Origin of the sequence: Streptomyces tauricus, from assembly GCF_014650955.1 — a bacterium.
Lineage (GTDB): Bacteria > Actinomycetota > Actinomycetes > Streptomycetales > Streptomycetaceae > Streptomyces > Streptomyces tauricus.
The window spans coordinates 212,795-237,856 of record NZ_BMVY01000005.1 but is presented as its reverse complement, the minus strand read 5'-3'; the positions used below and the strand labels follow the sequence as shown (position 1 = coordinate 237,856).

26 protein-coding genes, 1 tRNA gene and 1 pseudogene are annotated in these 25,062 nt (G+C 68.2%); 12 read left to right on the top strand and 16 right to left on the bottom strand.

Going from position 1 to position 25,062, the window contains the following annotated elements:
- Nucleotides 1-81: 81 nt before the first annotated feature.
- The 7 genes from gnd to IE278_RS11535 all read left to right on the top strand — a co-directional run bounded on the left by gnd (nt 82) and on the right by IE278_RS11535 (nt 8,867).
- On the top strand, nt 82-957 hold the full coding sequence (gnd, locus tag IE278_RS11565; protein ID WP_189771374.1) for a phosphogluconate dehydrogenase (NAD(+)-dependent, decarboxylating): 876 nt from the start codon (nt 82-84) through the stop codon (nt 955-957).
- Between the two features lie 101 nt (nt 958-1,058).
- A complete protein-coding gene (gene recF, locus IE278_RS11560; protein ID WP_189771372.1) occupies nt 1,059-2,183 on the top strand; it encodes a DNA replication/repair protein RecF in 1,125 nt (374 codons plus the stop codon).
- Nucleotides 2,180-2,725 (top strand): DciA family protein, encoded by a 546-nt coding sequence (locus IE278_RS11555; protein ID WP_189771370.1) that lies wholly within the window; start codon nt 2,180-2,182, stop codon nt 2,723-2,725. The genes recF and IE278_RS11555 overlap by 4 nt, the downstream gene beginning before the upstream one ends.
- 322 nt (nt 2,726-3,047) lie before the next feature.
- Complete coding sequence (gyrB, locus tag IE278_RS11550; protein ID WP_189771368.1) at nt 3,048-5,108, top strand: DNA topoisomerase (ATP-hydrolyzing) subunit B; 2,061 nt, start codon at nt 3,048-3,050, stop codon at nt 5,106-5,108.
- A 42-nt stretch (nt 5,109-5,150) separates the two neighbouring features.
- Nucleotides 5,151-7,766, top strand: coding sequence for a DNA gyrase subunit A (gene gyrA, locus IE278_RS11545; RefSeq protein WP_189771366.1), 2,616 nt, complete (start codon nt 5,151-5,153; stop codon nt 7,764-7,766).
- Between the two features lie 18 nt (nt 7,767-7,784).
- The gene (locus tag IE278_RS11540) at nt 7,785-8,516 is read left to right on the top strand and encodes a DUF3566 domain-containing protein (protein WP_189771365.1); all 732 of its coding nucleotides are present in this window, start codon (nt 7,785-7,787) and stop codon (nt 8,514-8,516) included.
- A 277-nt stretch (nt 8,517-8,793) separates the two neighbouring features.
- Nucleotides 8,794-8,867 (top strand) — tRNA-Ile (locus tag IE278_RS11535).
- Nucleotides 8,868-8,938: 71 nt separating this feature from the next.
- Here the strand turns inward: IE278_RS11535 and IE278_RS11530 are convergent.
- The 12 genes from IE278_RS11530 to IE278_RS11475 all read right to left on the bottom strand — a co-directional run bounded on the left by IE278_RS11530 (nt 8,939) and on the right by IE278_RS11475 (nt 16,628).
- Entirely contained in the window at nt 8,939-10,096 is a 1,158-nt protein-coding gene (locus tag IE278_RS11530) for a tyrosine-type recombinase/integrase (protein WP_189771363.1), read from the bottom strand.
- Nucleotides 10,096-10,284 (bottom strand): helix-turn-helix domain-containing protein, encoded by a 189-nt coding sequence (locus IE278_RS11525; RefSeq protein WP_189771361.1) that lies wholly within the window; start codon nt 10,282-10,284, stop codon nt 10,096-10,098. Before IE278_RS11525 ends, IE278_RS11530 begins: the two co-directional genes overlap by 1 nt.
- Nucleotides 10,281-11,765: a replication initiator gene (locus IE278_RS11520; protein ID WP_281403147.1), complete on the bottom strand. Its 1,485-nt coding sequence runs from the start codon at nt 11,763-11,765 to the stop codon at nt 10,281-10,283. Before IE278_RS11520 ends, IE278_RS11525 begins: the two co-directional genes overlap by 4 nt.
- Complete coding sequence (locus IE278_RS11515; protein ID WP_189771360.1) at nt 11,762-12,865, bottom strand: DNA cytosine methyltransferase; 1,104 nt, start codon at nt 12,863-12,865, stop codon at nt 11,762-11,764. Before IE278_RS11515 ends, IE278_RS11520 begins: the two co-directional genes overlap by 4 nt.
- Complete coding sequence (locus IE278_RS11510) at nt 12,862-13,107, bottom strand: hypothetical protein (RefSeq protein ID WP_189771359.1); 246 nt, start codon at nt 13,105-13,107, stop codon at nt 12,862-12,864. The genes IE278_RS11515 and IE278_RS11510 overlap by 4 nt, the downstream gene beginning before the upstream one ends.
- A gap of 5 nt (nt 13,108-13,112) precedes the next feature.
- Nucleotides 13,113-13,292 carry a hypothetical protein gene (locus tag IE278_RS11505; RefSeq protein ID WP_189771358.1) on the bottom strand — a complete coding sequence of 60 codons (180 nt, stop codon included), beginning with the start codon at nt 13,290-13,292 and terminating at the stop codon, nt 13,113-13,115.
- Nucleotides 13,293-13,383: 91 nt separating this feature from the next.
- Nucleotides 13,384-13,764, bottom strand: coding sequence for a hypothetical protein (locus IE278_RS11500; RefSeq protein ID WP_246570256.1), 381 nt, complete (start codon nt 13,762-13,764; stop codon nt 13,384-13,386).
- A 13-nt stretch (nt 13,765-13,777) separates the two neighbouring features.
- Nucleotides 13,778-13,963 (bottom strand): mobile element transfer protein, encoded by a 186-nt coding sequence (locus tag IE278_RS11495; protein WP_189771357.1) that lies wholly within the window; start codon nt 13,961-13,963, stop codon nt 13,778-13,780.
- Between the two features lie 20 nt (nt 13,964-13,983).
- Nucleotides 13,984-14,628: a DUF2637 domain-containing protein gene (locus IE278_RS11490; RefSeq protein WP_189771356.1), complete on the bottom strand. Its 645-nt coding sequence runs from the start codon at nt 14,626-14,628 to the stop codon at nt 13,984-13,986.
- A gap of 74 nt (nt 14,629-14,702) precedes the next feature.
- Nucleotides 14,703-14,882 carry a hypothetical protein gene (locus IE278_RS11485; RefSeq protein ID WP_189771355.1) on the bottom strand — a complete coding sequence of 60 codons (180 nt, stop codon included), beginning with the start codon at nt 14,880-14,882 and terminating at the stop codon, nt 14,703-14,705.
- A gap of 73 nt (nt 14,883-14,955) precedes the next feature.
- A complete protein-coding gene (locus IE278_RS11480) occupies nt 14,956-16,296 on the bottom strand; it encodes an FtsK/SpoIIIE domain-containing protein (protein ID WP_189771353.1) in 1,341 nt (446 codons plus the stop codon).
- A 2-nt stretch (nt 16,297-16,298) separates the two neighbouring features.
- On the bottom strand, nt 16,299-16,628 hold the full coding sequence (locus tag IE278_RS11475; RefSeq protein ID WP_189771351.1) for an SCO3933 family regulatory protein: 330 nt from the start codon (nt 16,626-16,628) through the stop codon (nt 16,299-16,301).
- Nucleotides 16,629-16,789: 161 nt separating this feature from the next.
- On the opposite strand from IE278_RS11475, the gene IE278_RS11470 reads away from it, so the two are divergent.
- From IE278_RS11470 to IE278_RS11460, 3 genes are all read left to right on the top strand, one after another.
- Entirely contained in the window at nt 16,790-17,581 is a 792-nt protein-coding gene (locus IE278_RS11470) for a GntR family transcriptional regulator (protein WP_189771349.1), read from the top strand.
- On the top strand, nt 17,581-18,246 hold the full coding sequence (locus tag IE278_RS11465; protein WP_189771347.1) for a YdcF family protein: 666 nt from the start codon (nt 17,581-17,583) through the stop codon (nt 18,244-18,246). Before IE278_RS11470 ends, IE278_RS11465 begins: the two co-directional genes overlap by 1 nt.
- A 2,091-nt stretch (nt 18,247-20,337) precedes the next feature.
- A complete protein-coding gene (locus IE278_RS11460; RefSeq protein ID WP_189771345.1) occupies nt 20,338-20,691 on the top strand; it encodes a VOC family protein in 354 nt (117 codons plus the stop codon).
- 213 nt (nt 20,692-20,904) lie between these two features.
- On the opposite strand, the gene IE278_RS11455 is transcribed toward IE278_RS11460, so the two are convergent.
- Nucleotides 20,905-21,282 carry a hypothetical protein gene (locus IE278_RS11455; protein WP_189771343.1) on the bottom strand — a complete coding sequence of 126 codons (378 nt, stop codon included), beginning with the start codon at nt 21,280-21,282 and terminating at the stop codon, nt 20,905-20,907.
- A gap of 377 nt (nt 21,283-21,659) precedes the next feature.
- Between IE278_RS11455 and IE278_RS42200 the strand changes: the two genes are divergently transcribed.
- The gene (locus IE278_RS42200; RefSeq protein WP_246570270.1) at nt 21,660-21,932 is read left to right on the top strand and encodes a hypothetical protein; all 273 of its coding nucleotides are present in this window, start codon (nt 21,660-21,662) and stop codon (nt 21,930-21,932) included.
- Nucleotides 21,933-21,976: 44 nt separating this feature from the next.
- Here the strand turns inward: IE278_RS42200 and IE278_RS42195 are convergent.
- The 3 genes and pseudogenes from IE278_RS42195 to IE278_RS11440 all read right to left on the bottom strand — a co-directional run.
- A pseudogene (locus IE278_RS42195) lies at nt 21,977-22,168 on the bottom strand (WhiB family transcriptional regulator); the annotation flags it as partial.
- Nucleotides 22,169-22,172: 4 nt separating this feature from the next.
- Nucleotides 22,173-23,321, bottom strand: coding sequence for a BN159_2729 family protein (locus tag IE278_RS11445; protein ID WP_189771340.1), 1,149 nt, complete (start codon nt 23,319-23,321; stop codon nt 22,173-22,175).
- Nucleotides 23,318-23,956, bottom strand: coding sequence for an RNA polymerase sigma factor (locus IE278_RS11440; RefSeq protein ID WP_246570255.1), 639 nt, complete (start codon nt 23,954-23,956; stop codon nt 23,318-23,320). Before IE278_RS11440 ends, IE278_RS11445 begins: the two co-directional genes overlap by 4 nt.
- Nucleotides 23,957-24,564: 608 nt before the next feature.
- Between IE278_RS11440 and IE278_RS11435 the strand changes: the two genes are divergently transcribed.
- On the top strand, nt 24,565-24,966 hold the full coding sequence (locus tag IE278_RS11435; RefSeq protein WP_246570254.1) for a helix-turn-helix domain-containing protein: 402 nt from the start codon (nt 24,565-24,567) through the stop codon (nt 24,964-24,966).
- Nucleotides 24,967-25,062 lie beyond the last annotated feature (96 nt).

The window sequence follows — 25,062 nt, the reverse complement described above, 5'->3', positions numbered from 1 at the left end:
TGTGCAGGAGAGTCCGGGTTTAGGCTCGGGCGCAGGTACGAAAGTGCCCTCCTGCCACATCGCTAGTGAAGGAACAACCTGATGGAGCTCGGTCTCGTCGGCCTCGGCAAGATGGGCGGCAACATGCGCGAGCGCATTCGCCGCGCAGGCCACACCGTCATCGGATACGACCGCAACGCGGATCTCGCCGATGTCCACAGCCTTGAGGAGCTTGTGGGCAAGCTCGAAGCGCCGCGTGTGGTGTGGGTGATGGTCCCGGCCGGTGCCGCGACGCAGTCCACCGTGGATGAGCTCGGCGAGCTGCTGGAGCCCGGTGACGTGGTCGTGGACGGCGGCAACTCGCGCTGGACGGACGACGAGAAGCACTCCGAGGAGCTGGCGGCCAAGGGCATCGGCTTCGTCGACGCCGGCGTCTCAGGGGGCGTGTGGGGCCTGCAGAACGGCTATGCGCTGATGGTCGGCGGCGACGCCGAGCACATCGCCAAGGTGCAGCCGATTTTCGACGCCCTCAAGCCGGAGGGCGACGCCGGGTTCGTGCACGCCGGGAAGGTCGGCGCCGGGCACTTCTCCAAGATGGTCCACAACGGCATCGAGTACGCCATGATGCAGGCCTACGCCGAGGGCTGGGAGCTGCTTCAGGCGGTCGACTCCGTCACCGATGTGCGCGAGGTCTTCCGCTCCTGGCAGGAGGGCACCGTGATCCGGTCCTGGCTGCTCGACCTGGCGGTCAACGCGCTGGACGAGGACGAGCACCTGGAGCGGCTGCGCGGCTTCGCGCAGGACTCCGGCGAGGGCCGCTGGACCGTCGAGGCGGCCATCGACAACGCGGTCCCGCTGCCCGCGATCACCGCGTCGCTGTTCGCCCGGTTCGCGTCCCGGCAGGACGACTCGCCGCAGATGAAGATGATCGCGGCACTGCGCAACCAGTTCGGCGGCCACGCCGTAGAGAAGAAGTAACCCGGAGCGGTCCGGAGGATTCCGGACCCGGTTCGGGAGAAGAAGCAGTCCACAGGTCCGCTCCGCGGATCCACAGCTCTGGGGGAGGTCGGCGAACGACCATGCACGTCACGCATCTGTCGCTGGCCGACTTCCGTTCGTACGCCCGGGTCGAGGTTCCGCTCGACCCGGGCGTCACCGCGTTCGTGGGGCCCAACGGACAGGGCAAGACCAACCTCGTCGAGGCGGTCGGCTACCTCGCCACCCTCGGCAGCCACCGGGTCTCGTCCGACGCGCCTCTCGTGCGGATGGGCGCCGAACGGGCGATCATCCGGGCCAACGTCCGCCAGGGCGACCGCCAGCAGCTCGTGGAACTAGAACTGAACCCCGGCAGGGCGAACCGCGCCCGCATCAACAGATCCTCGCAGGTCAGACCCCGTGACGTGCTGGGCATCGTACGGACCGTGCTGTTCGCGCCCGAGGACCTGGCCCTGATCAAGGGCGACCCCGGTGAGCGCCGGCGGTTCCTCGACGAGCTGATCACCGCGCGCTCTCCGCGGATGGCGGGCGTGCGCTCGGACTACGACCGGGTCCTGAAGCAGCGCAACACCCTCCTGAAGTCGGCCGCGCTGGCCCGCCGCCACGGCGGCCGCACGATGGACCTCTCCACACTCGACGTGTGGGACGAGCACCTCGCGCGCGTGGGCGCCGAGCTGCTCGCCCAGCGGCTCGATCTGATCGCCACGCTCCAGCCGCTCACCGACAAGGCGTACGACCAGCTCGCGCCCGGCGGTGGCCCGGTGGCCCTGGAGTACAAGCCCTCCTCGCCCGGGATCACCGGGCACGCGCGCGAGGAGCTGTACGAACAGCTGACGACGGCCCTGGTGGAGAGCCGCAAGCAGGAGATCGAACGGGGGGTCACCCTCGTGGGCCCCCACCGGGACGAACTACTGCTCAAACTTGGCCAGCTGCCCGCGAAGGGATACGCGTCACACGGCGAGTCCTGGTCGTACGCGCTGTCGCTGCGCCTCGCCTCGTACGACCTGCTGCGGGCCGAGGGCAACGAACCGGTGCTGGTCCTCGACGACGTGTTCGCCGAGCTGGACACCCGTCGCCGCGAACGCCTCGCCGAACTGGTCGCCCCCGGCGAGCAGGTCCTGGTGACGGCAGCGGTCGACGACGACGTGCCGGGAGTACTGACGGGGACGCGGTACGCCGTGTCCGAGGGCGCGGTGGAGCGCGTATGAGCGAGAACACACCTGGGCCCGGGGACAGGCCCAAGGAGGCCCCCGAACCGTCCGGTGTCGACCTCGCGCGCGTGGCCCTGCGCGCGGCGAAGGAGCAGGCACGCGCGCGTGGGGACGCGGTGCGGGACAAGAAGCAGGCGCGCCGTGGAGGCTTTCGCTCCGGCGCGCACGCCGACGGCCGCGATCCGATGGCGCTCGGGTCCGCCATCAACCGGCTCATCACCGAGCGCGGCTGGGAGGCCCCGGCCGCCGTCGGCGGGGTCATGAGCCGCTGGCCGCAGATCGTCGGGGACGACGTGGCCAAGCACTGCGTACCGGAGAAGTACGACGAGGACGAGCGGGTCCTGATCGTCCGGTGCGACTCGACGGCCTGGGCGACCAACCTGCGGCTGCTCGCTCCGCAGCTGGTCGCACGCCTGAACGAGGACCTCGGGCACGGCACGGTGAGGCTGATCAAGGTGCTGGGCCCCGGGGGTCCCGCCCACCGCTACGGCCCCTTGCGCGCCCCCGGCAGCACGGGTCCCGGTGACACCTACGGGTGAGCCAGACCGGGCGGTATGCCGTCCGTAGCGCGGGGTTGACACCCGGAAGCGCTGAGTGCCGCTCTGCGCCTCTTTGAGCCCGGGTCCGCATATGGGGAGTCGGTGGAGACCGGTTCAGGGCGGCACATGCGGACTCAGGTACCGGCAAACCCCCATCACTGTCGGCGCTACCGGTAGACTGGAAGCTAATCCCGCCCCACTTGTGGGACACACCGAGCAACGCTGACAAAGGCTTACCGACGTAACACGCCGCAGCCGCTCCGGACACCCTCCCCCGAGGGGCCCCGGAGCTTGGCTTGTGCTGTGCCAGAAAGGGCGCTTCGTGGCCGATTCCGGCAACCCCAACGAGAACATCCCGTCCACCGACGCGGCCGCGAAAAGCGGGTCCCATTCCTCGAACGGCGAGGTCACGGCCTCGTACGACGCCAGCGCCATCACCGTCCTCGAAGGTCTGGACGCCGTCCGCAAGCGACCCGGTATGTACATCGGGTCCACCGGCGAGCGCGGACTGCACCACCTCGTGTACGAGGTGGTCGACAACTCCGTCGACGAGGCGCTGGCCGGCCACGCGGACACGATCGACGTCACGATCCTCCCCGACGGCGGCGTCCGCGTCGTCGACAACGGCCGCGGCATCCCGGTGGGCATCGTCCCCTCCGAGGGCAAGCCCGCCGTCGAGGTCGTCCTGACCGTGCTGCACGCGGGCGGCAAGTTCGGCGGCGGCGGTTACGCGGTCTCCGGTGGTCTGCACGGTGTGGGCGTCTCCGTCGTGAACGCGCTGTCCACCAAGGTGGCCGTCGAGATCAGGACCGAAGGACGCCGCTGGACGCAGGACTACAAGCTGGGCGTCCCGACGGCCCCGCTGGCCGAGCACGAGGCCACGGAGGAGACCGGCACGTCGGTCACCTTCTGGGCCGACGGGGACATCTTCGAGACCACGGACTACTCCTTCGAGACGCTCTCGCGGCGCTTCCAGGAGATGGCGTTCCTCAACAAGGGTTTGACCATCAAACTCACTGATGAGCGCGACTCGGCGAAGGCCACGGTGGGCGCCGACGAGGCCGGTGCGGACGAGCCCGTGGAGGTCAAGTCCGTCACGTACCACTACGAGGGCGGCATCGTCGACTTCGTGACGTACCTCAACTCCCGCAAGGGCGAGGTCATCCACCCCACGGTGATCGACATCGAGGCCGAGGACAAGGAGCGCATGCTCTCCCTCGAAGTCGCGATGCAGTGGAACGGCGGCTACAGCGAGGGCGTGTACTCCTTCGCCAACACCATCCACACCCACGAGGGCGGTACGCACGAGGAGGGCTTCCGTGCGGCGCTCACCGGTCTCATCAACCGGTACGCGCGCGACAAGAAGCTGCTGCGCGAGAAGGACGACAACCTCACGGGCGACGACATCCGCGAGGGTCTGACGGCGATCATCTCGATCAAGCTGGGCGAGCCGCAGTTCGAAGGCCAGACGAAGACCAAGCTGGGCAACACCGAGGCGAAGACCTTCGTACAGAAGGTCGTGCACGAGCACATCAGCGACTGGCTGGACCGCAACCCGAACGAGGCCGCGGACATCATCCGCAAGTCCATCCAGGCGGCCACCGCGCGCGTGGCGGCCCGCAAGGCCCGCGACCTCACGCGCCGCAAGGGGCTCCTGGAGACGGCTTCGCTGCCGGGCAAGCTGAGCGACTGCCAGTCGAACGACCCCACCAAGTGCGAGATCTTCATCGTCGAGGGTGACTCCGCCGGCGGTTCGGCCAAGTCCGGCCGCAACCCCCAGTACCAGGCGATCCTCCCGATCCGAGGCAAGATCCTCAACGTCGAGAAGGCGCGGATCGACAAGATCCTGCAGAACCAGGAGATCCAGGCGCTGATCTCGGCCTTCGGCACCGGGGTCCACGAGGACTTCGACATCGCGAAGCTCCGCTATCACAAGATCATCCTGATGGCGGACGCCGACGTCGACGGCCAGCACATCAACACCCTGCTGCTGACGTTCCTGTTCCGCTTCATGCGGCCGCTGGTCGAGGCCGGGCACGTCTTCCTGTCCCGTCCGCCGCTCTACAAGATCAAGTGGGGTCGCGACGACTTCGAGTACGCGTACTCGGACCGCGAGCGCGACGCCCTGATCGAGCTCGGCCGGCAGGCCGGCAAGCGCGTCAGGGAGGACTCGATCCAGCGCTTCAAGGGTCTCGGTGAGATGAACGCCGAGGAACTGCGCATCACGACCATGGACCAGGAGCACCGCGTCCTCGGTCAGGTCACCCTCGACGACGCCGCCCAGGCCGACGACCTCTTCTCGGTCCTGATGGGCGAGGACGTCGAAGCACGCCGCGCGTTCATCCAGCGCAACGCCAAGGACGTCCGCTTCCTCGACATCTGAGTCGGTCTCAGCTGACCGCGTCAGAAAGGATCTGCACCAGCAATGACCGACGAGACACCCATTTCCCCCACCGGTCCGGGCATCCCCGGGGGCATTCCCCTGGAAGAGGGCGAGACCACGCTGCGGGTCGAGCCCGTCGGGCTCGAAACCGAGATGCAGCGCTCGTACCTGGACTACGCGATGTCCGTCATCGTGTCGCGTGCGCTGCCCGACGTACGGGACGGTCTCAAGCCCGTCCACCGCCGCGTCCTGTACGCCATGTACGACGGCGGCTACCGGCCCGAGAAGGGCTTCTACAAGTGCGCCCGCGTCGTCGGCGACGTCATGGGCAACTACCACCCGCACGGCGACTCCTCGATCTACGACGCGCTGGTCCGCCTCGCGCAGCCGTGGTCGATGCGGATGCCGCTGGTGGACTCGAACGGCAACTTCGGTTCCCCGGGCAACGACCCGGCCGCCGCCATGCGGTACACCGAGTGCAAGATGATGCCGCTGTCCATGGAGATGGTCCGCGACATCGACGAGGACACCGTCGACTTCACGGACAACTACGACGGCCGCTCCCAGGAGCCGACCGTCCTCCCCGCCCGCTTCCCGAACCTGCTGATCAACGGCTCGGCGGGCATCGCGGTCGGTATGGCCACCAACATCCCGCCGCACAACCTGCGCGAGGTCGCCTCCGGCGCCCAGTGGTACCTGGAGAACCCCGAGGCCTCGCACGAGGACCTGCTGGACGCGCTGATCGAGCGCATCAAGGGCCCCGACTTCCCCTCCGGCGCCCTCGTGGTGGGCCGCAAGGGCATCGAGGAGGCGTACCGCACGGGCCGTGGCTCCATCACGATGCGCGCGGTCGTCGAGGTCGAGGAGATCCAGAACCGCCAGTGCCTGGTGGTCACCGAGCTCCCCTACCAGGTCAACCCCGACAACCTGGCCCAGAAGATCGCCGACCTGGTGAAGGACGGCAAGATCGGCGGCATCGCCGACGTCCGGGACGAGACCTCGTCGCGTACGGGCCAGCGCCTGGTCATCGTCCTGAAGCGGGACGCGGTCGCCAAGGTCGTCCTGAACAACCTGTACAAGCACACCGACCTGCAGACGAACTTCGGCGCCAACATGCTGGCGCTGGTGGACGGAGTGCCGCGCACCCTGTCGCTCGACGCGTTCATCCGGCACTGGGTGACGCACCAGATCGAGGTCATCGTCCGGCGTACGCGGTTCCGGCTGCGCAAGGCCGAGGAGCGCGCGCACATCCTGCGCGGCCTCCTGAAGGCCCTGGACGCCATCGACGAGGTCATCGCGCTGATCCGGCGCAGCGACACCGTCGAGATCGCGCGCGAGGGCCTGATGGGCCTCCTGGAGATCGACGAGATCCAGGCCAACGCCATCCTCGAGATGCAGCTGCGCCGGCTCGCCGCCCTGGAGCGCCAGAAGATCGTCGCCGAGCACGACGAGCTGCAGGCGAAGATCCGCGAGTACAACGCGATCCTGGCCTCGCCCGAGCGGCAGCGCGCCATCATCAGCGAGGAACTCACCGCGATCGTCGACAAGTTCGGTGACGACCGCCGCTCCAAGCTGGTGCCCTTCGACGGCGACATGTCCATGGAGGACCTGATCGCCGAGGAGGACATCGTCGTCACCATCACGCGCGGTGGCTACATCAAGCGCACCAAGGCCGAGGACTACCGCTCGCAGAAGCGCGGCGGCAAGGGCGTACGCGGGACGAAGCTCAAGGAAGACGACATCGTCGACCACTTCTTCGTGTCGACGACGCACCACTGGCTGCTGTTCTTCACGAACAAGGGCCGCGTCTACCGGGCGAAGGCGTACGAGCTTCCCGACGCCGGGCGGGAGGCGCGCGGCCAGCACGTCGCGAACCTGCTGGCCTTCCAGCCGGACGAGGCGATCGCCGAGATCCTCGCGATCCGCGACTACGAAGCGGTGCCTTACCTGGTCCTCGCCACCAAGGGCGGGCTGGTGAAGAAGACATCCCTGAAGGATTACGATTCACCGCGTTCCGGCGGCGTCATCGCGATCAATCTCCGCGAGACGGAGGACGGTTCCGACGACGAACTGATCGGAGCCGAGCTGGTTTCGGCAGACGACGATCTGCTTCTGATCAGCAAGAAGGCCCAATCGATCAGGTTCACCGCGACGGACGACGCGCTGCGCCCCATGGGCCGTGCCACCTCGGGCGTCAAGGGGATGAGCTTCCGCGAGGGCGACCAGTTGCTCTCGATGAATGTTGTTCGACCCGGTACGTTCGTGTTCACTGCCACAGACGGTGGGTACGCGAAGCGGACCGCTGTCGACGAATACCGCGTCCAGGGTCGCGGTGGCCTCGGTATCAAGGCCGCCAAGATCGTCGAGGACCGCGGTTCGCTCGTCGGCGCGCTGGTGGTCGAGGAGACGGACGAGATCCTCGCCATCACACTGTCCGGCGGTGTGATTCGCACGCGAGTCAACGAGGTCAGGGAGACGGGCCGTGACACCATGGGCGTTCAACTGATCAACCTGGGCAAGCGCGATGCCGTCGTCGGTATCGCACGTAACGCCGAGGCCGGTCGCGAGGCCGAGGAAGTCGACGGGGTGGTCGACGACTCGGACGAGGTCGAGACGGTCGCCGGCACGGACGAGGGCGAGCCGTCCTCGGACGAGTAGCGCGAGGAGTGAGTCATCGTGAGCGGAGCCACGGGCGCCGGTTCGACCGATACGGAAACGGACGGCGGCCGTGGCTCCGCCACGGAGGCGACTGACTCCCATGACTCTCATGGATCCCAGGGGGGAACTGTGACGGACACCCGAGGCCCACAGACGCCGCAGTACGCGGCCGGTGCGGCCCCAGGCTCGCCGGTGCCTCCGGGCCCGGCGGCATCTTCTGGCACGGCGGTGCCGCCGGCGCCGGGTTCGCCCCTCCCGGGCGAGCGGCAGCCGCAGCAGGCCGCCCAGCCGTACCACCCGCCGCAGGCGTACGCGGCGCACACGGCGCCCGCCGCCGGCGCCGTCCGCAGGCCGCGCACCGGGGCGCGCACCACGCCCCGTACGCGCAAGGCCCGGCTGCGCGTGGCCAAGGCCGACCCGTGGTCGGTGATGAAGGTCAGCTTCCTGCTCTCCATCGCGCTCGGGATCTGCACGATCGTCGCGGCCGCGGTGCTGTGGATGGTCATGGACGCCATGGGCGTCTTCTCCACCGTGGGCGGCACGATCTCCGAGGCGACCGGCTCGAACGAGTCCAACGGTTTCGACCTGCAGTCGTTCCTGTCGCTGCCGCGCGTCCTCATCTTCACGTCGATCATCGCCGTCATCGACGTCGTGCTCGCCACCGCGCTCGCCACCCTGGGGGCGTTCATCTACAACCTCTCCGCGGGCTTCGTCGGCGGTATCGAGCTCACGCTCGCCGAGGACGAGTAAACGTTGTCACCACGGCTCCATCAGGGCCTCACGGCTTCACGGCTTCACGGCTCCACGGCTCCACGGCTCCACTGCTCCACTGCTCCACGGCGAGAGCGCATCCCGGTCGGGGTGCGCTCTCGCGCACGTGGTGGGTGCTTTCCCGTGTGATCGGCGCGTGCGTTCTCGGACGGTCCGGGCAGGCCGGGGCGGGCCCCGGATACCGATTTTGGGACTGGCCCCGTCGTGCGCTAATCTTCAGAGGTCAGCGCGCGGGACATACACCGCAGAGCGCGGCGGGGCTATAGCTCAGTTGGTTAGAGCGCATCCCTGATAAGGATGAGGCCACAGGTTCAAATCCTGTTAGCCCCACATGCGAGAAGGCCCCCAGTCGATCAGGCTGGGGGCCTTTTGACACCACCGGTTGACACCAACGGCAGCGATCAGCCGATGAGCGGATCTTCCAGCAGCTCGGCGAGCATCGCGGTTGCTTCCCGTTGGTCGGAGCCGACCACGTGCGTGTAGACGTCCATGGTCATGCTGATCTGGCTGTGCCGAAGGATCGTCTGCGCGACCTTGGGATGCACCTTCAGGAAGGCGAGCAGGGTCCCGCAGGTGTGCCGAGCGAGCCGGACCGTGATCCGACGCACGCCGGCCCGCTTCACGAGGGCGTTGAAGGCTCGGGAGAAGCCCACCGGGTCCGTCAGCCCGCCGCGTTCCGACGAGAAGATCACGTCATGGTCCGGCTCCTGCTGCCAGGCGTCACCGACGATCTGCCGCTCTAGATCTTGCAGTGTCCGGCGCTCTTCCAGGGCACGGGCGCAGAACTCCGGAAGAGGCAGCACGGCCGTTGAGGACTCCGTCTTGAGATCCTTGAGGATCAAGCCCTTCCCCTTCTCGCGCTGCACCTGTTTGGTCGGTGTGAACTGCCGACCCTCAAAGTCGATGTCCTGCCAGCGCAGGCCCAGTACCTCACTTCTACGGAGCCCGAGGACGAGGACCAGGACGCAGGCCGCGTAGAAGCGGTGAGCGCGGGTGGATCGCAGGAAGGCAATCGCCTCACGAGCGCTCCAGGCCCGTCCCTTGTCCTTGCTGACCTTGGGCATGTCGACCAGGAGCGCGACGTTGCGCGTCAGCAGCTCCTCGCGGATGGCCCGATTGAGGGCATTCCGGAGCACACGGAGCACCTCGAAGCGCGTGGGCGCCGGTACCTTCTCCCGCTTCAGCGTGGCCATGAAGGCGCGTACCTGAGCAGGAGTCAGCTTGATCAGTGGCTTCTTGCCGAGATGCGGCACCAGATACAGCCTGACCTTGGACTCGTACTTGACGTACGTGTTGTGCTCGGAGTCCGGCTCAACGATGTGCTCCAGCCAGTAGGCCAACCACTCACCGAGCGACCAGGTACGCGAAGGTACGGGGACGCCGTGGCGCTCCTGGTCCTGGAGCTTGCCGAGCTTCTCGTTGGCCTCGTCCCACGTGGCGCCGTAGACGGTCTTGCGGACGCGGTTGCCGTCCGTGTCGGTGACGTACGCGCGGCCCATGTAGCGGCCGTCAGCCCGCTTTGAGATCGTGCCCCCGCCATTGGGGCGCCTCTTGGCCATCAGGCAGCCTCTCCGAGACGACCGTTGATGAAGTCCCGCACGGCGTCAGCCGGGATCCGGCGGCATCCGTCAATCTTGATCGAGACCAGGCGATGCGTACGGATCAGGTCGTAGACCTTGGAGCGACCGACCTTGAGCTGTGCCATGACCTCCGGCACCTTGAGCAGTTCCGGCGCTGCGGTGGTCATGTGGCGGCTCCTTCCAGATCGAGCAGGGCGGGTAGTTCCTCGCGTGCGGTCTCGCGGTTCTGTTGGATGTCCCGGCGGATGTTGGCTGCGAACCAGGATTCGCCGGGGGTGTAGCCGTGGCCGGCGTAGGTCCAGTGGGCGAGCACGAGAGTGGTTGCCTCCGGGTGGTCGTCGGGGTCGGGCAGGCCGAGCGCGGCGCGTTGCTGGGCAGCGCGGTAGTCGGCACGGACCTGCCGGAGGGCGCCGAGGGTGGTCGAGTAGCGGCGGGACTTGGTCGAGAAGTGGCCGCGGAAGCCGAGCATGTGAGCCCAGCGCGCCAGGTTGCGTTCCGGGTAGAGCGGCTGGAGGGCGAAGCACGCTGCCATCAGGCGCCGGGCATGGTCGGAGACCTCCAGTCGGGCGAGGTCTTCACCCAGGCCGGTGCCATGGCAGCCAGCACAGTCACTGAGCGCTGAACCGCCGCGGTCGTACACCGCCGAGCGACCACTACCCCGGCATTTGCGGCAGTGGACGGGAGCGTCGGCAGCCCCGGAGATTTCGGCGGCCTTGGTCGCGTACTTGGCGACGTAGGAGGCCACGGCCTGTTCCGTGAGGTCCTCGCCGTTGCCAAACGCGCCGATCGGCTGGACGTCGAGCTGTGTGCCCCACCGCAGGGTGCGCGCCGGCTCATCCCCAGCGGGCGGGACGTCGACCGCGACGCGGGCCGCGGCGGCGTGGATCGCGTCGGTGAGCAGGTCGAGGGTGGCCCAGGGCGGGGGCGGGGAGTCGGGCCCGTCCGGTCCGTCGAAGCGGATCACCGCGTGGAAGTGGACGGCACCGCGCTTTTGGTACTCGGCGACCTTCCCGAAGGAGACGCGGGATTGTTCGTGGGCTGCCTTCTGGGTGAGGCCAGCGCGGCTGGCGATCTCGCGGCGGAGGTAGATCGTGAAGTAGCGCCACAGGTCGGAGGCGTGGTTGTTCCACAGCACCGCGCCCGCGTAGTCGTACGTCGCCGCATCGAGCGCCGTGCCGAGTTCCGGTGCATCCTCCGCGTGTCGGGCACCGCAGCGGCACGGCCGGTTGCTGGGCCGGTTGTGGACGGACCCGAAGGAGGGTGCGGTGAGGGTGGCGAAGACCCGCGGGTGGTCGCGCACGGTGTGCGGGGTGCCCTTGGCTGGGTCACCGACCAGGCCCGCGCGGATCAGGTGGTAGGTGTCGCCGGCGTAGGTCCAGGCGCAGGACGGGCAGCGTGAGGCGCGGCGGTTGCCGCAGGCGATGCGGAGCATGCCGCCCGGTTCGCCCTCGGTCGAGTACGCGTGCAGCACGGTCTTGGTCGTCGGGTCGATGGTCTTGGTGGCGCCGGTGAGGCGGATCGGGTCGGAGCAGCCGCCCGTGCGCTTGATCTGTTCGTGCCAGCGGTCGAAGTCGTCGGCGCCGGCCACCCTCAGCATGTCGGTGAGGGTGGCCGGGTCGAGACCCGCCAGGGTGGCGGTGTCGCTCACGCGGCCACCTCCAGGACCGCGGGCACGAGGGTGCACAGAACGGCCGTGGCGAGCGAGGGTGGTACGGCGTTGCCGATCTGTTCGAACTGCTTGGTGCGGGAGCCGGCCCAGGGGTAGGCGGCAGAGAACGATTGGAGAATCGCCGCTTCCGCCAAGGAGAGGTTGCGCTCCTCGACCCCGTCCGCCACCCACTTGCAGCGGTTCGCTGAGCCGGTGATGGTGAAGGAGGGCTCGTTGATCGCGCGCTCGTACCGTTCAACGCCACCGGCGGGCAACTTCCAGCCCTGTCCGGAGCGGAGTTTCCAGGAACGGGCCCGACCGGTGAGCGCGTTGCTCGGGCCGTCGGCGGAGAACTCGTTGCCGCCGGCCGCCCGGCCCTTCTCGTCAGTGGAGCGGACACCACGGGTGTTGACCTTGACTCCGAACGGCAGATCCAGGACATCGCGCATGGTCCGCCACGGGGGCAGCCCGTCGCCGAACAGGTCGTCGGGGGTGCCGCCGTCCGCGTGGGTGGGCTCCGGAGGCAGGGCCGGGCGGGTGCGGGAGGCGATCAGGAAGGCGCGGCGGCGGGTCTGGGCCAGGCCGAAGTCAGCGGCGTTCAGGACGCCGGTCCACGTCGAGTAGCCGACACCGGACAGCAGCCGGGCGGTGTGCTCGAACAGTGGGAGCACTGCGGGGACTTCCTCCAGGGCGATCCAGTCGGGGTGCAGGTCGAGGGCGTAGCGCAGGGGTTCGACGACCAGGAGGGAGCGCGGGTCGGTGCACGCGTCTCGCAGCGCGGTGCGGGTGTCGTTCCCGCGGGCGAGGTCGTCAAGGGCCTGGTGGCACAGGGGTAGGTCGTCGTTTCCGGCGCGTAGGCCGGCGGTGCTGAAGGTCTGGCAGGGTGGAGAGCCGATCAATCCGGTGACCTTCCCCCGGAGGGGTGCGGTGGGGTAGGCGGCTACATCAGCGCGGATCGTGGCGTGCCCGGCGGCGGCACGGGTTGCGCACACGGCGGGATCGATCTCGATGCCCACCTCCCGCACGCCCATGGAGCGCAGTCCCTGGGACCAGCCACCGGGGCCGGCGAAGAGGTCCAGGACGCGCAGGGTGGCGTTCATCGGGCACCGTCCTTGCGGCTCTTGCGCGGCGGGTCGGAGTGGTAGCGGGCGGTGCCGAGGTCGCGGCCCTCGTGCTGGAAGCGCGGGGCGGTGGGGGTGCGGTCGTTCCAGTCCTCGGCGCAGACCTTGTGGACGGGCTCGCCGTCGTGGGAGCGCAGCGGGGTGGGCTTGCCGCACTGGGTGCACGGGCAGTCGCCGCCGTGGTCGAAGTGCTGGCCGGAGTTCCAGTTCAGGAGTCCCATGCCGGTCACCTGCGGGTGGAGAGCGTGGCGGCGGGGGCGGGGTGGCCGGTGCCCTGGCAGGCCCGGCAGACGATGCGCAGGAGGACGCGGGAGCCGTCGCGGTGACGGGCGCCGGTGGTGATCGAGACGAGGGGGAAGCCGCCGCAGTCGCGGCAGACGGGCGGGTTCGAGGTGGAGGCAGGCATGATGGACGGAGCCCTTTCGGATCGGAAGATCGGGAAGAGGTGGAGCCGTCCGGGGCGGCAACTACTTGGCGGTTGAGGCCGCCCCGGTCGGTCAGTACTTGCGGTAGTGGCTCCGGGACCGGGCGGGCCGGGAGCGGACCGGGGACTTGCGTGGCGCGCGGGAGCGCCGGCCGGTGCCCGCGCGGGATAACTCCCGGTTCTTGGAGCCGCGGCTGAGGGTGTAGCCGAGACCGCAGCTCGCCGACAGCACCGCGACGATGGACGCGGCGATGATCTGGACCACGAAGGCGATCACGACCAGGACCAGGACCGCGCCCAGGGTGATCGTGAGGGCGAGCAGGATTGGGCCCGCGTAGGAGCGGGGGGCTTCCTGCACGATCACGACCTTGCGCACGTCGGTGCCGGGCGGGATCTGGTCGTAGAGGTCCGCGGGGATGTGACCGGCACGGAACTGTTCGTCAGGCAGTTGCATGGGACAGCCCTCCTCAGGCCGGGCAGCGGTGGGTGCGGGCAGCGAGTTCGGCAGCCGACCGGTTGTCGTGCTCGGTCGAGAAGCCACAGCCGGGCGCGGTGCACGCCGCGGTGTGTCGGGTCTGGCCACGGCCGTTGTTGAACGAGCCGACCTTGACCGGTCCGATACGGATCACGTGGAAGAAGCGATTCGGGCGCACGGGCTGAACCTCCTTGTCTGTCAGGCGAGTTGGGCAGCGATCGCGCCGGCGAGGTCTTCCGGGATGCTCAGCCGGGCGCGGAGCGTCGCGGTGTCGATGTCCGTCCCGGTACGGGCGTGATGATCGGCAGCGACCTTGCGCGCGTGGTCGACCAGCGCCGGAGGCACACTCACGGCCGGAACGGCTTGAGGCAGAGCCGCAACAGGCTCCGGAGCGGAGTCCTGCGGTTCGGGCTCCGGCACCGTCGGGCGATCGACCGCGACCACGGTCCGTGAAGGCTCAGGATCCGGTTGCGGGTCGGGCGCGGGGGTGGGCTGGTGGGCGAGCAGGGTGCCGCCGAGGAAGGCGAGGCCGGGCCAGCCCGCGACGAGGATGCGCAGCCAGGCCGGGACGTGTTCCAGGTCGAGGACTCCGGCGGTGGCGATGTTGGCGCCGAGTGAGGCGACCAGGGCGATCAGGAACCAGAACCAGGCCGACACCGACTGATCCAGGCGCAGCCGGCGCAGCACGGCGACCAGCAGCAGATCGACGGAGACTGGGTAGGCCCAGGCTTTCCAGCCGGTCTGTCCGGCTGCTTCGGCAAGGTCGTGCAGGTGAGCGAAGGACAGTGATCCGGCGATCAGTGCCAGGACGATCAGGACGACGTCCACGCGTGTGCGGGTCACGGGTCTTCACCTCCATTCGCGGGGTTGGGCCGGGACCGGGCGACGAACTGTCCAGCGCCCGGTCCCGAGCGGTGTCAGTCGTCGGCGGGGAGTTCGCCGGAGCCCAGGCAGTTCAGGCACAGGCCGGCCTGCTGACCCACGACCCGCTGTTTGCGGCCGACACGGACGGTCCGGGAGACCTCTCCGGTGCCACCACAGGGCGAGCACGACTCGACGGAGGGCTTCGCGGAGGGCTTGACGGTCTTGCGGGCCACGAGTGATCTCCTCTCGGCTTTGGGCATGGCGGGGGTAGGGACTTGGCGCACGGGCAGTGGGGTGGGGCGAGGATCAGGGGGTCCGCTGCGGGATCACCCGCGGCGGTGCGGCCGGCATCGGCGGCACGGCCCGGCTGACCGGCCGGAACGGCGCCAGGAACGGCGGGTCCGGGGTGAGGTGCGCGAAGTCGCGGCACACGGCGGCTACTTCGTCCGGGGTGGTCTCGGGGGTGCGGATACGGGACCAGCCGCCGGAGGTGTCACCGGCCACCGCGACCCCGGGACGGTCCGGAGGGATCGAGGTGACCGCGACCACCGCGTCCGGGGCGATGTCGCCCAAGCCCATGTCGGCGGTCTGCTTGTCGTTGACGCGGTGCACCACACGACCGGTGAGCTGAGCGCGCAGCGCGGTGGCGCCCCTGCCGAGGTCGGAGCCGAAGCGCTGCCCGCACACCTCCAGATAGATGCCGATCGCACGGGCCATCTGCCCCAGCCGCACAAGCTGCATGACCGTGCGGTCACGGGCCGCCTCATCCTTCTTCGAGGTGACCAGGAACAGCTCCGCCACCTCATCGATCAGCACGACCAGCGGCACCGGCCGCACGTCCGCCGGCAGCTCCCACAAGTCCGAGACCCCGTACAGGGCCAGCAGGTCGAAGCGCTCTTCCATCTCCGTGACCAGCGCATCGATCAACTGCCCGGCAATGTCCGCAGTGGTCGCCAATGCCGACAACCGGGGCGCGTAGCGGCCGTGCTCGACACCGCGCTTGCAGTCGATCCCGATCAGACCGACCGGCAACTGAGCCAGCCCCTTGATCAGGTTGCGCTGATACATCGACTTGCCGGACTGGTTGGCGCCGAGCGTCAGCGCCATGGGGACCTTGCGGTAGTCCCGCTCGAAGACCGTGCCGTCCTCGCGCAGCGCCACCGGAATCACCAGGTCACGAGGCTTGGCCTTGCGCGGCATCGTGACCCGCGCCAGCACGTCGTAACCGGTCATCCGCAGTTCGACAAAGCCAGGCTTGGTCTCCGCCACGATCACCGAACGGACTCCCCAGGCGTGGCGCAGGCGCTCGGAGGATGCGGCGAGGTCGGCGGGCTCCAGGCCGGCGGGTAGCCGCAGGGTCACGCGCAGACCGGTCGAGGTGCCCCGGACCCGGCGGACCTTCGGCGCCGACGGCCGTACCTCACGGCGAGCCACGTTGCGGGTCATGAAGGCACGCATGCCGGACGGCTGCACCGTCAGCCCGCACACCTCCATCGTGGACCGATACGTCCAGGTGAAACGGCCCCAGGTGACCGGCATCCCGACCAGCGACCAGTACACGCGCGGAGCGCGGACCTTCGCGTAGCCGAGACCACCGGCACCAGCGGCAGCGCCGCCCAGCTCGAACCAGGTCGCGATGTCGGTCATGGTCAGGCCGCCGGGGTGATCGCGACCGCGCGGAACGAGATGCCGTGGCGCTTCTGGCCGTTGAACTCGTTCTCCCAGTCACGCGCCTTGAGGCCGACCACCTGCACGATCGAGCCCGGCTGGAGACCGTCGGGGTAACCGGTCTCCGGCACGGTGACCTTGTAGAGGTTGCCCTCACCCTCGTCGGAGATCACCAGGCCCACCGTGGACAGACCCGCACCGGAATCCCGGTCCACGGCCCGCTCACCCGTGCGCTTGTCGACCAGCTTCGCTTCCGGGGCGGTCGCCACGATCACGACCGCAGTCGAAAGATCAATCTTGAAGGACGGCATGCAGTACTCCCTGAGTCGATATGCCAGGACAGCCCCTAAGGGCCACACTCACTCGCTGTCCTGGGACTGCGAGCGACTTAGGGAGACTGTGACACGCAGTCCCGAGACTGTCAACAGTCCTGGGACTGTGTTTGACTGTTCTCGACGAGAGGAGCCACGGAATGACGCCCAAGTGGCGAGAGCTGGCGGACAAGCTGGCCGAGGGAATCGCGAGCGGCAAGTACGCGCCAGGCGAGCAGCTTCCGCAGATCAGGGAGCTAGTCGCAAAAGGCGAGGGTTCGAAGTCCACCGTGCATGCGGCTTACAAGGCCCTGGAGGCGGAAGGGCTTGTGACCTCATCTCGGGGGCACGGCACCGTCGTACGGCAGCGGGTGCCGCTTAAGCGGCTCGGCATCGCCCGGTATGACAAGGCAAAGTGGCGGGATGGCGACGAGGTCGCATTCATCGCAGACCGCGTGGCTTCCGGGCGTAGCTACCGCCGGAATGAGCAGACCCAGACAGTCAGTCTCGTTGAAGCCCCGCCCGCAGTGGCGGCGGCACATGGCCTTTCCGAAGGGGCGCAGGTATATGCCCGAGCGCGTCTCGTGAAGGAAGGCAACCAGCCGACCCACACGTTGACCAGCTACTACCGCCCTGAGCACGTCGAGGGCACACGAATCGTGGACCCGACTCCCGGACCGGCCGGCCGTGGCGGCGGATTCCGGGTTCTGTACGACGCGGGGTACGAGATCGACCACATGAAGGAAGCGATCTTTGCCCGGGCGGCGACGTCGGACGAGGTGAAGTTGTTGCAGCTCCCCGCGGGCGAACCTGTCGTTGAGCTTCACCGGACGACCTACACGGCTTCTGGCACAGTGGTCGAATTCGCCATCGGTGTGCACGCGGCTTCGCGCTTCGCCTGGGAGTACGACTTCAAGGTTCCGGACTCGGCGAAGGGTGAGAAGGGGCAGTAATGATCTCGACGCAGGCATGGGCCGATGCGCGACGCCTGTGGGACTACCACCAGATGGGCCACGCCCTCCGGCCGTGCTCGGTCGCGGTGGGCTTGGGCAGCCACGACTTGGGCGTGGCCGACACGGCGGTAGACCTCTACGAGCGTGGCATGGCTCCGCTGCTTGTGTTCACGGGAGCCACCAGCCGCACGACGCGGGATCGCATGCCGCGGGGCGAAGCGGTCCACTACCGCGAACGGGCCCTCGAACGTGGCGTGCCCGCCTCAGCGGTGCTCGTAGAGCCTCACGCCCGCAATACCGGCGAGAACATCCGCTTCTCCAAGGCCGTGCTTGAGGAGGCGGGAGTAGACGTGTCCTCCGTGCTTCTGATCAGCAAGCCGTACGAGGAGCGGAGGGCGTACGCCACCGCGCGCAAGCTGTGGCCCAGAGTGGAGATCGTCAGCGCTTCTACTCCGATGGCGTTCGACGAGTACGTCGATTCCATCGGGGACGCGCGACTGGTCATCGACATGCTTGTCGGTGCACTTCAGCGCCTGCTGATCTACCCGGAGCAGGGGTTCATGATCAGTCAGTCCGTACCGGATCACGTGCTTCAGGCGTATGAACGGCTCTGCCGTGAAGGTTTCACCAGTCGGCTCCTCCACACCGACACGGCTTCCACCTGATCAACTCAGCCCGGGTCAGCTCACGCCGCGAGGGGCCGCCCATCTGACCGGCCGGAGCGAGTTGTTACAGGTTTCTCTACCTCATCAAGCCCCACCCTTCGGGCGGGGAGGTCCCGCCGGGTCGCTGCCCGCAGCATCCGGCAGACCGCAGCCGTGGCGCACTATGAGATGACAGAGCACCACCGCACCACCATGGAAGCCCTCAGCTCCCACACGTTCCACCGACCGCAACGGAAGCACCACAGCCCCTCGGCCCACGGCCCCCGGCACCACGGGACCAGGGCGAGGGGCTCTTGCCTTCGGCATCCGGCTGCGCTGGCCTCCCGGCTTCCTAGCCGCCGCTCACGGATCTCGCACCCCATCGGCCCACACAGCGGGCCGGCGCCGGGCTCGGGGGCTCGGGGCTTCGCTCCTGCCTTCGGCCCGCGCGCCCCGGCCCCCGGCCCCGCGCCACCCAAGATTGCCTCGGGATAGCCCCGTTGCACGCTCTGGCACACCAGGGCCGATACACCGGAACGATCCTGATTCCCCGCCCATCCCCGAGCACCAGACCACACCCTGGGGCAGGCACCACCTCATGGCCAGCACGCATGATCCGCAACAGGCCCAACCGACGCTTTGGGATCAAAAAACAGGTACGCCACGGCTGCGGTCCGCCGGATGCTGCGGGCAGCGACGGGGCGAGATCGGCCGGGGCTGGGTCGGTCGCTCCGAGACTTTAAGGTCTGCTGATCTGCGGGGCCCCTCCGAGAGCAAGAAAGGGGGCCGAGAGCCTACTCCGTACGGTGAGGGCAACTAGCCCTCTCCATTGGGTCAAGTGTAATGGCCCCCTTTCATGCTCTCGCCCCGCAGATCACCAGACCTCAAACTCTCTCCCCCGACCTGTGGGCCAGTAGCTGAAGAGAAGGGGGCCAGCGCAGTACAGCGCACCGTTGTGGGGTGTGCAGGTGGCTGTGCGGGCCACGGCTATGGACGGAGTGTCTTCGACTAGAGAGTGGCCGCCATATGGACGTAAGAGATGCAACTGAGTATTGCCTCTTACTTTGCGTCTCGTGGCGTGCCCGCCTGCGCACCGTTCGCTGCAATCTTGACCCTACTTGGGAAGTTTTTATTCTGCACAGGTTGGGTGGGGGAAACCTGCTGGTCAGGCGACCTATCTCGCATAATGCGGCCGGTCATCCACAGGCCTATCCCGCACGTTGTGCACAGCGGCAGGTCAAGTCTCCACAGCGGTGACGAGGTTGTACCCAGGGCCTGTGGACAACCAGATTGGGCGAGGGCTACGGACATGCCACTATCAACGGGCCAAGCAGAGGAACTGTCCCTTTGCGGGGCGCAGTTGACGTCGAGCGCATTTCACGTGCAACGGCGGACAGGTGCAATCTGCCTGCGTCTAAGTGGAATTGGGCGTCTCGTTTGTCAGTGGCGTGCCGTAGAAAGGACAGACCCAGACACAGCGCGGGGCGCACCCGGCACTTTGGCGAGAGGCGGGTGCGCCCCGAGAGAGCCAGGAGGAACATGCCCATGCCCCACCCGACCCACAACGCCCCGCTCCCGACCGGAAGCAATGGCGCTAGTACCACTGTTCCACGAGCCACTGACAACGCTCAATGGCTGTCGCTCGGAGCAGTGGTTAGCTGTGTGATTGGCGCCCAACCCCTCGCGGCAGTCCTCGATTCGGCGACTCAGTTGATCACCGTCGTCATCGTGCTACTGCTCGTGCGAGCACACCTGCGGAGGCAGCTCCCTACTGCTGTAGAGGAGAGCCGTCAAGTTCGCCGGTGACGGCTGACACCAGTCGCTGACACCAACAGGGGCGGACCGAGGCGGTCAACGCTGAACCTCAGCGAACCAACGATCCAGGACGAAGGTCGCTCGACCCGGTAGACCCATCCGGGGAGATCGACCTGATAAGGATGAGGCCACAGGTTCAAATCCTGTTAGCCCCACCAGTTCAAAGACCCCCAGGCCAGCAGGCTTGGGGGTCTTTGGCATTCAGGGGCGTTCACGGGCGTTCAGGGGCATTCAAAGGTCTTCGGGCTCGGTGTAAATCGCCTGTCCCTGAAACGCCGGGGAGCCTAGGCTCGGCGGATGACCTTGGAATGGGAACAGGTAATCGTGCACTCCGCGGATCCGACGGCCTTGGGGCAGTGGTGGGCCGACGCTCTCGGCTGGGTCGTGGTCCACTCCTCCGACGAGGAGTTCGAGATCCGTCCGGCGCCGGATCGACTGCCGGGCCTGGACTTCGTCAAGGTCGAGGAGAGCAAGAAGGCCAAGAGCCGGCTGCACCTCGACTTCAGGCCCGATGACCAGGCCGCCGAGGTGGCTCGCTTCGAGGCTCTCGGCGCGAAGCGCGTCGACATCGGCCAGGGCGAGCAGTCTTGGGTCGTCATGGAGGACCCCGAGGGCAACGAGTTCTGCGTCCTCGGCCAGCGGCAGCAGTGAGATCCCTCAGGGCCTCGTGATCTCAGAGAGCGCGCTCGCACGGGGTGCTTCCGGGTCCCGGGGATGACCGGCCGTCAGGGAACGTGCAGCGCCCCCCTGCTGGGATGGGCAGGGGGGCGCTCACAGTCCGGTCGACGTGCCTCCCGAGCTTGTCGGCCGGAGTCCGGGGGGTTGAGACAGGGGCGGGGGTAGGGGCCGGGGGATCCGGGCAGGTCAGTCGTTGCCTCGGAGTTCCTCGACGACCCGGGTCAGGTCGTCCTCCAGCGCCAGCACGCGTGTGTGGCGGTGGATATGGGCGTACTGCGCCTCCATCTCCCTGGCATCCCTCCACGCGCGCGTGTCGGTGTCCCCGGCCTGGCGCACGTGTTGGAAGAGCGGGACCTCCCGGGGTGCCAGGCTCCAGGAGAGCGGCCGGCCCCCGGCGACCAAGGTCAGGACGTGCCAGCCGCCTGCCGTGCCGTTGCCTGCCGTGTCGTCGAGGGCGTTGCCGTCGGAAGTCGTGCCGTCGAGTGTCGGTGACCGTGACACGACAGCGGACGACGGGTGCAGTGCGGCGAGCCACGAGAGCAGGTACGCCCGTTCGCGCGCCACGCTGTCGCGCTCGCGGGCGTACGCGTCGGCGTGACGCTTCCAGCGGGCTGTCTGGGCCCTGGACGTGCTCAGGTCGTTCCAGAGGCGCTGGAGACGGTCCGCCGACGGGTCCGTCGTGTCAGGGGCCGCGGGGGGAGTCCGCAGGAGGCCGCCGAAGAACCTGCGTGAGAGACGTGGGCGACGTGAACGGCCCGCGGACGCGTGGGATCCGCGTCGGCCGAACCGTTTCGGGCGTGGTGGGGGCGAGGGTGAGGAAAGGGACATGGGTACTCCTGGGAGCGGGGCGGACTGAGTGAGGGGCGTGCGGTAGCGCGGGGGATTCGTGCGGGCACGGGGGAAGCTGGGGCGGGGCCTATCCGGTCGGACGGAGGAGCGTGGTGCCCGTTCGGCGGTACTGGCTGGCCCCCAGGGCGTTGGCGGCCCGGCAGGCGTCGTCCACGGGCTCACCCCTGCGTACGTGTCGCTGGTACGCCGAGCGCGTGCCGCAGGGCGCCGGCTCGCTGCGGAGCAGGGGCGGTCCGGGCGGCGGCGAGGACGATGACGAGGACGATGACGAGGGAGAGGACGAGAGCGAGGGTGCGGGTGAAGATGGTGGCTCGGGTGTGGGTACGGGGTCCCGCTTGAGCCGCTTCTCCAGCGCGTGGCGCTGAGGGCCCGTCAGGCCCGCGACGATTCCCCCGCGATCACACTTCGGCAGTCCGTCCTCGCGTCGCATGACGGCCGCCCGGCACTCCTCGAGGACCTCGCAGGAATGGCACAGGGCTCTTGCTATGGCACGGGTTCTGTCGGAGAACCACAGCTCGGGGTCCTCGTTCCGGCACAGGGCGTTCAGCTCCCACGCCCTGCTGCGGCTGCCAGCGAGGGCTCGGGTGATCGGCGTTCTCACTTGATCACTTCTTGTCCCGGGCCGCTGCACGGTCGGTGGCCCGGTCAGTGGCCCGGTCCGCGGCCTCCCAGGTGGCCTGTCCTGTGCGTACGAGTCCTACGCGCCGGGTGTTCGGTACGGGTGGCCCGCTCGCCACGTACGACAGGGCAGCTGAGGACGGAAGGGCGGGCGCGGGCCTTCGTCTCCTGGGCCCGGGCGAGTGCCTGGGCGGGGGCGTGGTTGTCGGCGTCGGAGCCGGTGTCGGTGTCGGTGTTCGGACGACCGTCAGTCGGGGCGTGGTGAGTCGGACGGCTCGGGACTGGCGCGCCTCAGGCAGCGACGGAGTACCCCCTGAGGCGTCCGTACGGGCTGTCACGGCCTTGTCGGGCGCAGTGGAGGGGATGTCCGGTTCCAGTGCCACCAGGGGCCCCAGCAGGGACGTCACATTGGCGAGCGTGCACCGCTCGGAACGGCCGTCCAGTGACAGCAGCGGCATACCGCCCGGTGTCCGTTCGCCGTGGAAGTACCAGACATCCCCCTGTGCGTCCCGCTGCGGCAACGCCAGGTTGTAAACGATCCCGTCGTGCTCGTACCGGTACGGGTACTCGTGCTCGTGCATGTGCTCGTGCTCGTGCTCGTGCTCGTACAAGCGTGGGGCGGGGTCGAGCTGGGCGACGGGGGCGGGCCGAGGCGTCTGCCGCCGCTTGTGCGCGAGTACCGACACGCGGACGCCGGCATGACGGCTCTCGCCGACGACCGCGTGCCCCAGGGGTGTCTCCGCGTCGCGTCTGATGCCGAAGTGCGCGCGCCACCGCCGCCACTGCTCCTGGTCGGTGACGTGGAGTTCGACGCGTACGCAGTCTCCGTCGGCCCGGATGCCGTGGACGTCCGGGTGTCCGCCGATATGCGTCTGGACGGTGGCCGCGACCAGCCTGGCCCGCTCGCATGCGTGGTCCCAGGCGAAAGCCTGCTGCTCCAGTTCCGTCGGCTGCCCGGGTAACCGGGCCCAGGAACCGCTCGGCGTGCGGTGCAGGACGAGTCCGAACGTCCGCTCCGGATCCACCAGCAGACGTGCCACGTCGAGGGCGTGGGCAACCGCCCTGGCCTGGTTCGAGGTGCTGACGGAGAGCGCCGTACGGATGACGCGTTCGGCGTGGGGCAGGTTCCGGTTCATGCCGCGGCCTCCCTCTCCGACGCCGCACGCAGTTTCTGCCTGGCCCGGAAGGTGAGTGCCTTGACCGCGCCGACGGTACGTCCCATGGCGAAAGCGGTCTCCTCGGGCGACATCTCGCCGATGAACCGCAGTTCCATGCACTGCCGCTGATGGCTGTTGAGGGTGTGCAGGGCGTTCCACACGGCCTCGTGGGTCTCGATCGTCTCCAGGGTGTGCAGCGCGCCCGACTCGGCGCTGCGGTCGTGCGCGTCGCCGTCCTTCAGTTCGGAGACCAGGGTCTCCAGCCGGGAGCGCTTGGTCTTCACCTCGTCCAGGTGCAGGTTCTTGGCGATGGTGAGCAGCCATGCCGTGAAGGCCGTGCCCTGCCAGGTGAAGCTCTCGATGTGGCGCAGCGCCTTGATGAAGACCTCCTGGGTGAGGTCCTCGGCCAGGTGCCGGTTCCGGGTGCGGAAGAGGAGGTACCGGTACACGAAGCGCTGGTGGTCTACGTAGAGGGCGGCGAATGCGTCGCGGTCGCCGGCCCGGGCCCGGTCGACGATGTCGGCCCCGTCAACCTCGGCGACCAGGTCGTTCCCACCGGTCGGCAGGGCCGTCTGCCGACGCGGTCTGGTCTCTCGTCTGATGTGTGCGGACACGAGCTGGGTGCTCCTTCTGGGATGGGGCCTGGCGGGTTCCGGGTGTTCTGTTCGCAGCGATACCGATTACTCGATACTCGATACACATGTAGATGTAGATTGGCTGGTGGGGCGAAGGGCAGGGCGAGGGCGGGGGTGTCTGGGTGTGCTCGACTGCGGGAGCTTGATCTGCCGGCTGTCGCGTACAGGTCGCAAGCGGGTCGCGTGTGGATCGCGTGCGGGTGCTCCGCCGCCGTGTGAGCGATCGCGAGGTCGGCAGGAGATCGGGTGATCGGGTGATCGGGTGATCGGGTGATCGATTGCATCTACGATATGCATGTAGATGTAGATCCGTCAAGCCGCGATAACCGGCGGTAGTACTCGGTGGCGGTACTCGTGGCGGTACTCGTCGACGGCGCTCGTCGAGGGTCGCCGGCGCGGCACTGTCGATGCGACTGAAGGTGTGAAGGTGCAGAGAGGGGGGCGTGTAGTAGCAGTTGGGTACGGCACGATGCTTTCTGTTAACGGAAACTGAACCGATCGATCTGCGATCTACTTGCACATGTAGATGTCGATGGTCGATGCTTGAGCTTGTGACCAGGAACTTTCAGCCGAATGGGGCGTCCGACGTGGACGAGCCGGACCTGGGCCAGGACTTCGCCGTAGAGGGCGAGGACTTGCCCGCGCTGCTTGAGCGCCTTCTCGGTGAGTCGCAGGGCAGGACCCAGAAGGACCTGGCTGCGGAAGCCGGTATCTCCTATCCGACGCTCAATGCCTGGATGAACCGGACGCGTGGCACGTCCCGAATCGATCCGGAGCGGTTGCGTGCGATGGTCGAGGTGTTCCGTCGCTGGGGCGTGAGGACCACACCGCGGGAGTTCTTCGCCTCCGTCGGCCGGCCGGTGCCCGGACCCAATGGGGACGAACGTGAGGCGCAACTGCTGAAGCTGTACCGGCAGTTGCCCGAATCTAGACAGCGCGCGCTGGTCAAGAACGCCGAAGCGATGCTCCAGCTCAGTCGAACGACCTGACTGTCCGCACGTCGGCAGGTCCTGCTGTCGGCGCGCATGTCCTTCCGCCTGGGTGGCGGAGGGGCGTTTCCGGGCTGGCAACTCTCCATGGGATAT

What these genes read in the sequence shown, in the direction of transcription:
- IE278_RS11510 (WP_189771359.1), bottom strand. Translation starts at nt 13,107, where the DNA reads ATGGGACTCCTGAACTGGAACTCCGGCCAGCACTTCGACCACGGCGGC.
- IE278_RS11555 (WP_189771370.1), top strand. Translation starts at nt 2,180, where the DNA reads ATGAGCGAGAACACACCTGGGCCCGGGGACAGGCCCAAGGAGGCCCCC.
- IE278_RS11470 (WP_189771349.1), top strand. Translation starts at nt 16,790, where the DNA reads ATGACGCCCAAGTGGCGAGAGCTGGCGGACAAGCTGGCCGAGGGAATC.
- IE278_RS11525 (WP_189771361.1), bottom strand. Translation starts at nt 10,284, where the DNA reads ATGACCACCGCAGCGCCGGAACTGCTCAAGGTGCCGGAGGTCATGGCA.
- gyrA (WP_189771366.1), top strand. Translation starts at nt 5,151, where the DNA reads ATGACCGACGAGACACCCATTTCCCCCACCGGTCCGGGCATCCCCGGG.
- IE278_RS11460 (WP_189771345.1), top strand. Translation starts at nt 20,338, where the DNA reads ATGACCTTGGAATGGGAACAGGTAATCGTGCACTCCGCGGATCCGACG.
- IE278_RS11515 (WP_189771360.1), bottom strand. Translation starts at nt 12,865, where the DNA reads ATGAACGCCACCCTGCGCGTCCTGGACCTCTTCGCCGGCCCCGGTGGC.
- IE278_RS11475 (WP_189771351.1), bottom strand. Translation starts at nt 16,628, where the DNA reads ATGCCGTCCTTCAAGATTGATCTTTCGACTGCGGTCGTGATCGTGGCG.
- IE278_RS11445 (WP_189771340.1), bottom strand. Translation starts at nt 23,321, where the DNA reads ATGAACCGGAACCTGCCCCACGCCGAACGCGTCATCCGTACGGCGCTC.
- IE278_RS11465 (WP_189771347.1), top strand. Translation starts at nt 17,581, where the DNA reads ATGATCTCGACGCAGGCATGGGCCGATGCGCGACGCCTGTGGGACTAC.
- gnd (WP_189771374.1), top strand. Translation starts at nt 82, where the DNA reads ATGGAGCTCGGTCTCGTCGGCCTCGGCAAGATGGGCGGCAACATGCGC.
- recF (WP_189771372.1), top strand. Translation starts at nt 1,059, where the DNA reads ATGCACGTCACGCATCTGTCGCTGGCCGACTTCCGTTCGTACGCCCGG.
- IE278_RS11500 (WP_246570256.1), bottom strand. Translation starts at nt 13,764, where the DNA reads ATGCAACTGCCTGACGAACAGTTCCGTGCCGGTCACATCCCCGCGGAC.
- IE278_RS11530 (WP_189771363.1), bottom strand. Translation starts at nt 10,096, where the DNA reads ATGGCCAAGAGGCGCCCCAATGGCGGGGGCACGATCTCAAAGCGGGCT.
- IE278_RS11505 (WP_189771358.1), bottom strand. Translation starts at nt 13,292, where the DNA reads ATGCCTGCCTCCACCTCGAACCCGCCCGTCTGCCGCGACTGCGGCGGC.
- IE278_RS11480 (WP_189771353.1), bottom strand. Translation starts at nt 16,296, where the DNA reads ATGACCGACATCGCGACCTGGTTCGAGCTGGGCGGCGCTGCCGCTGGT.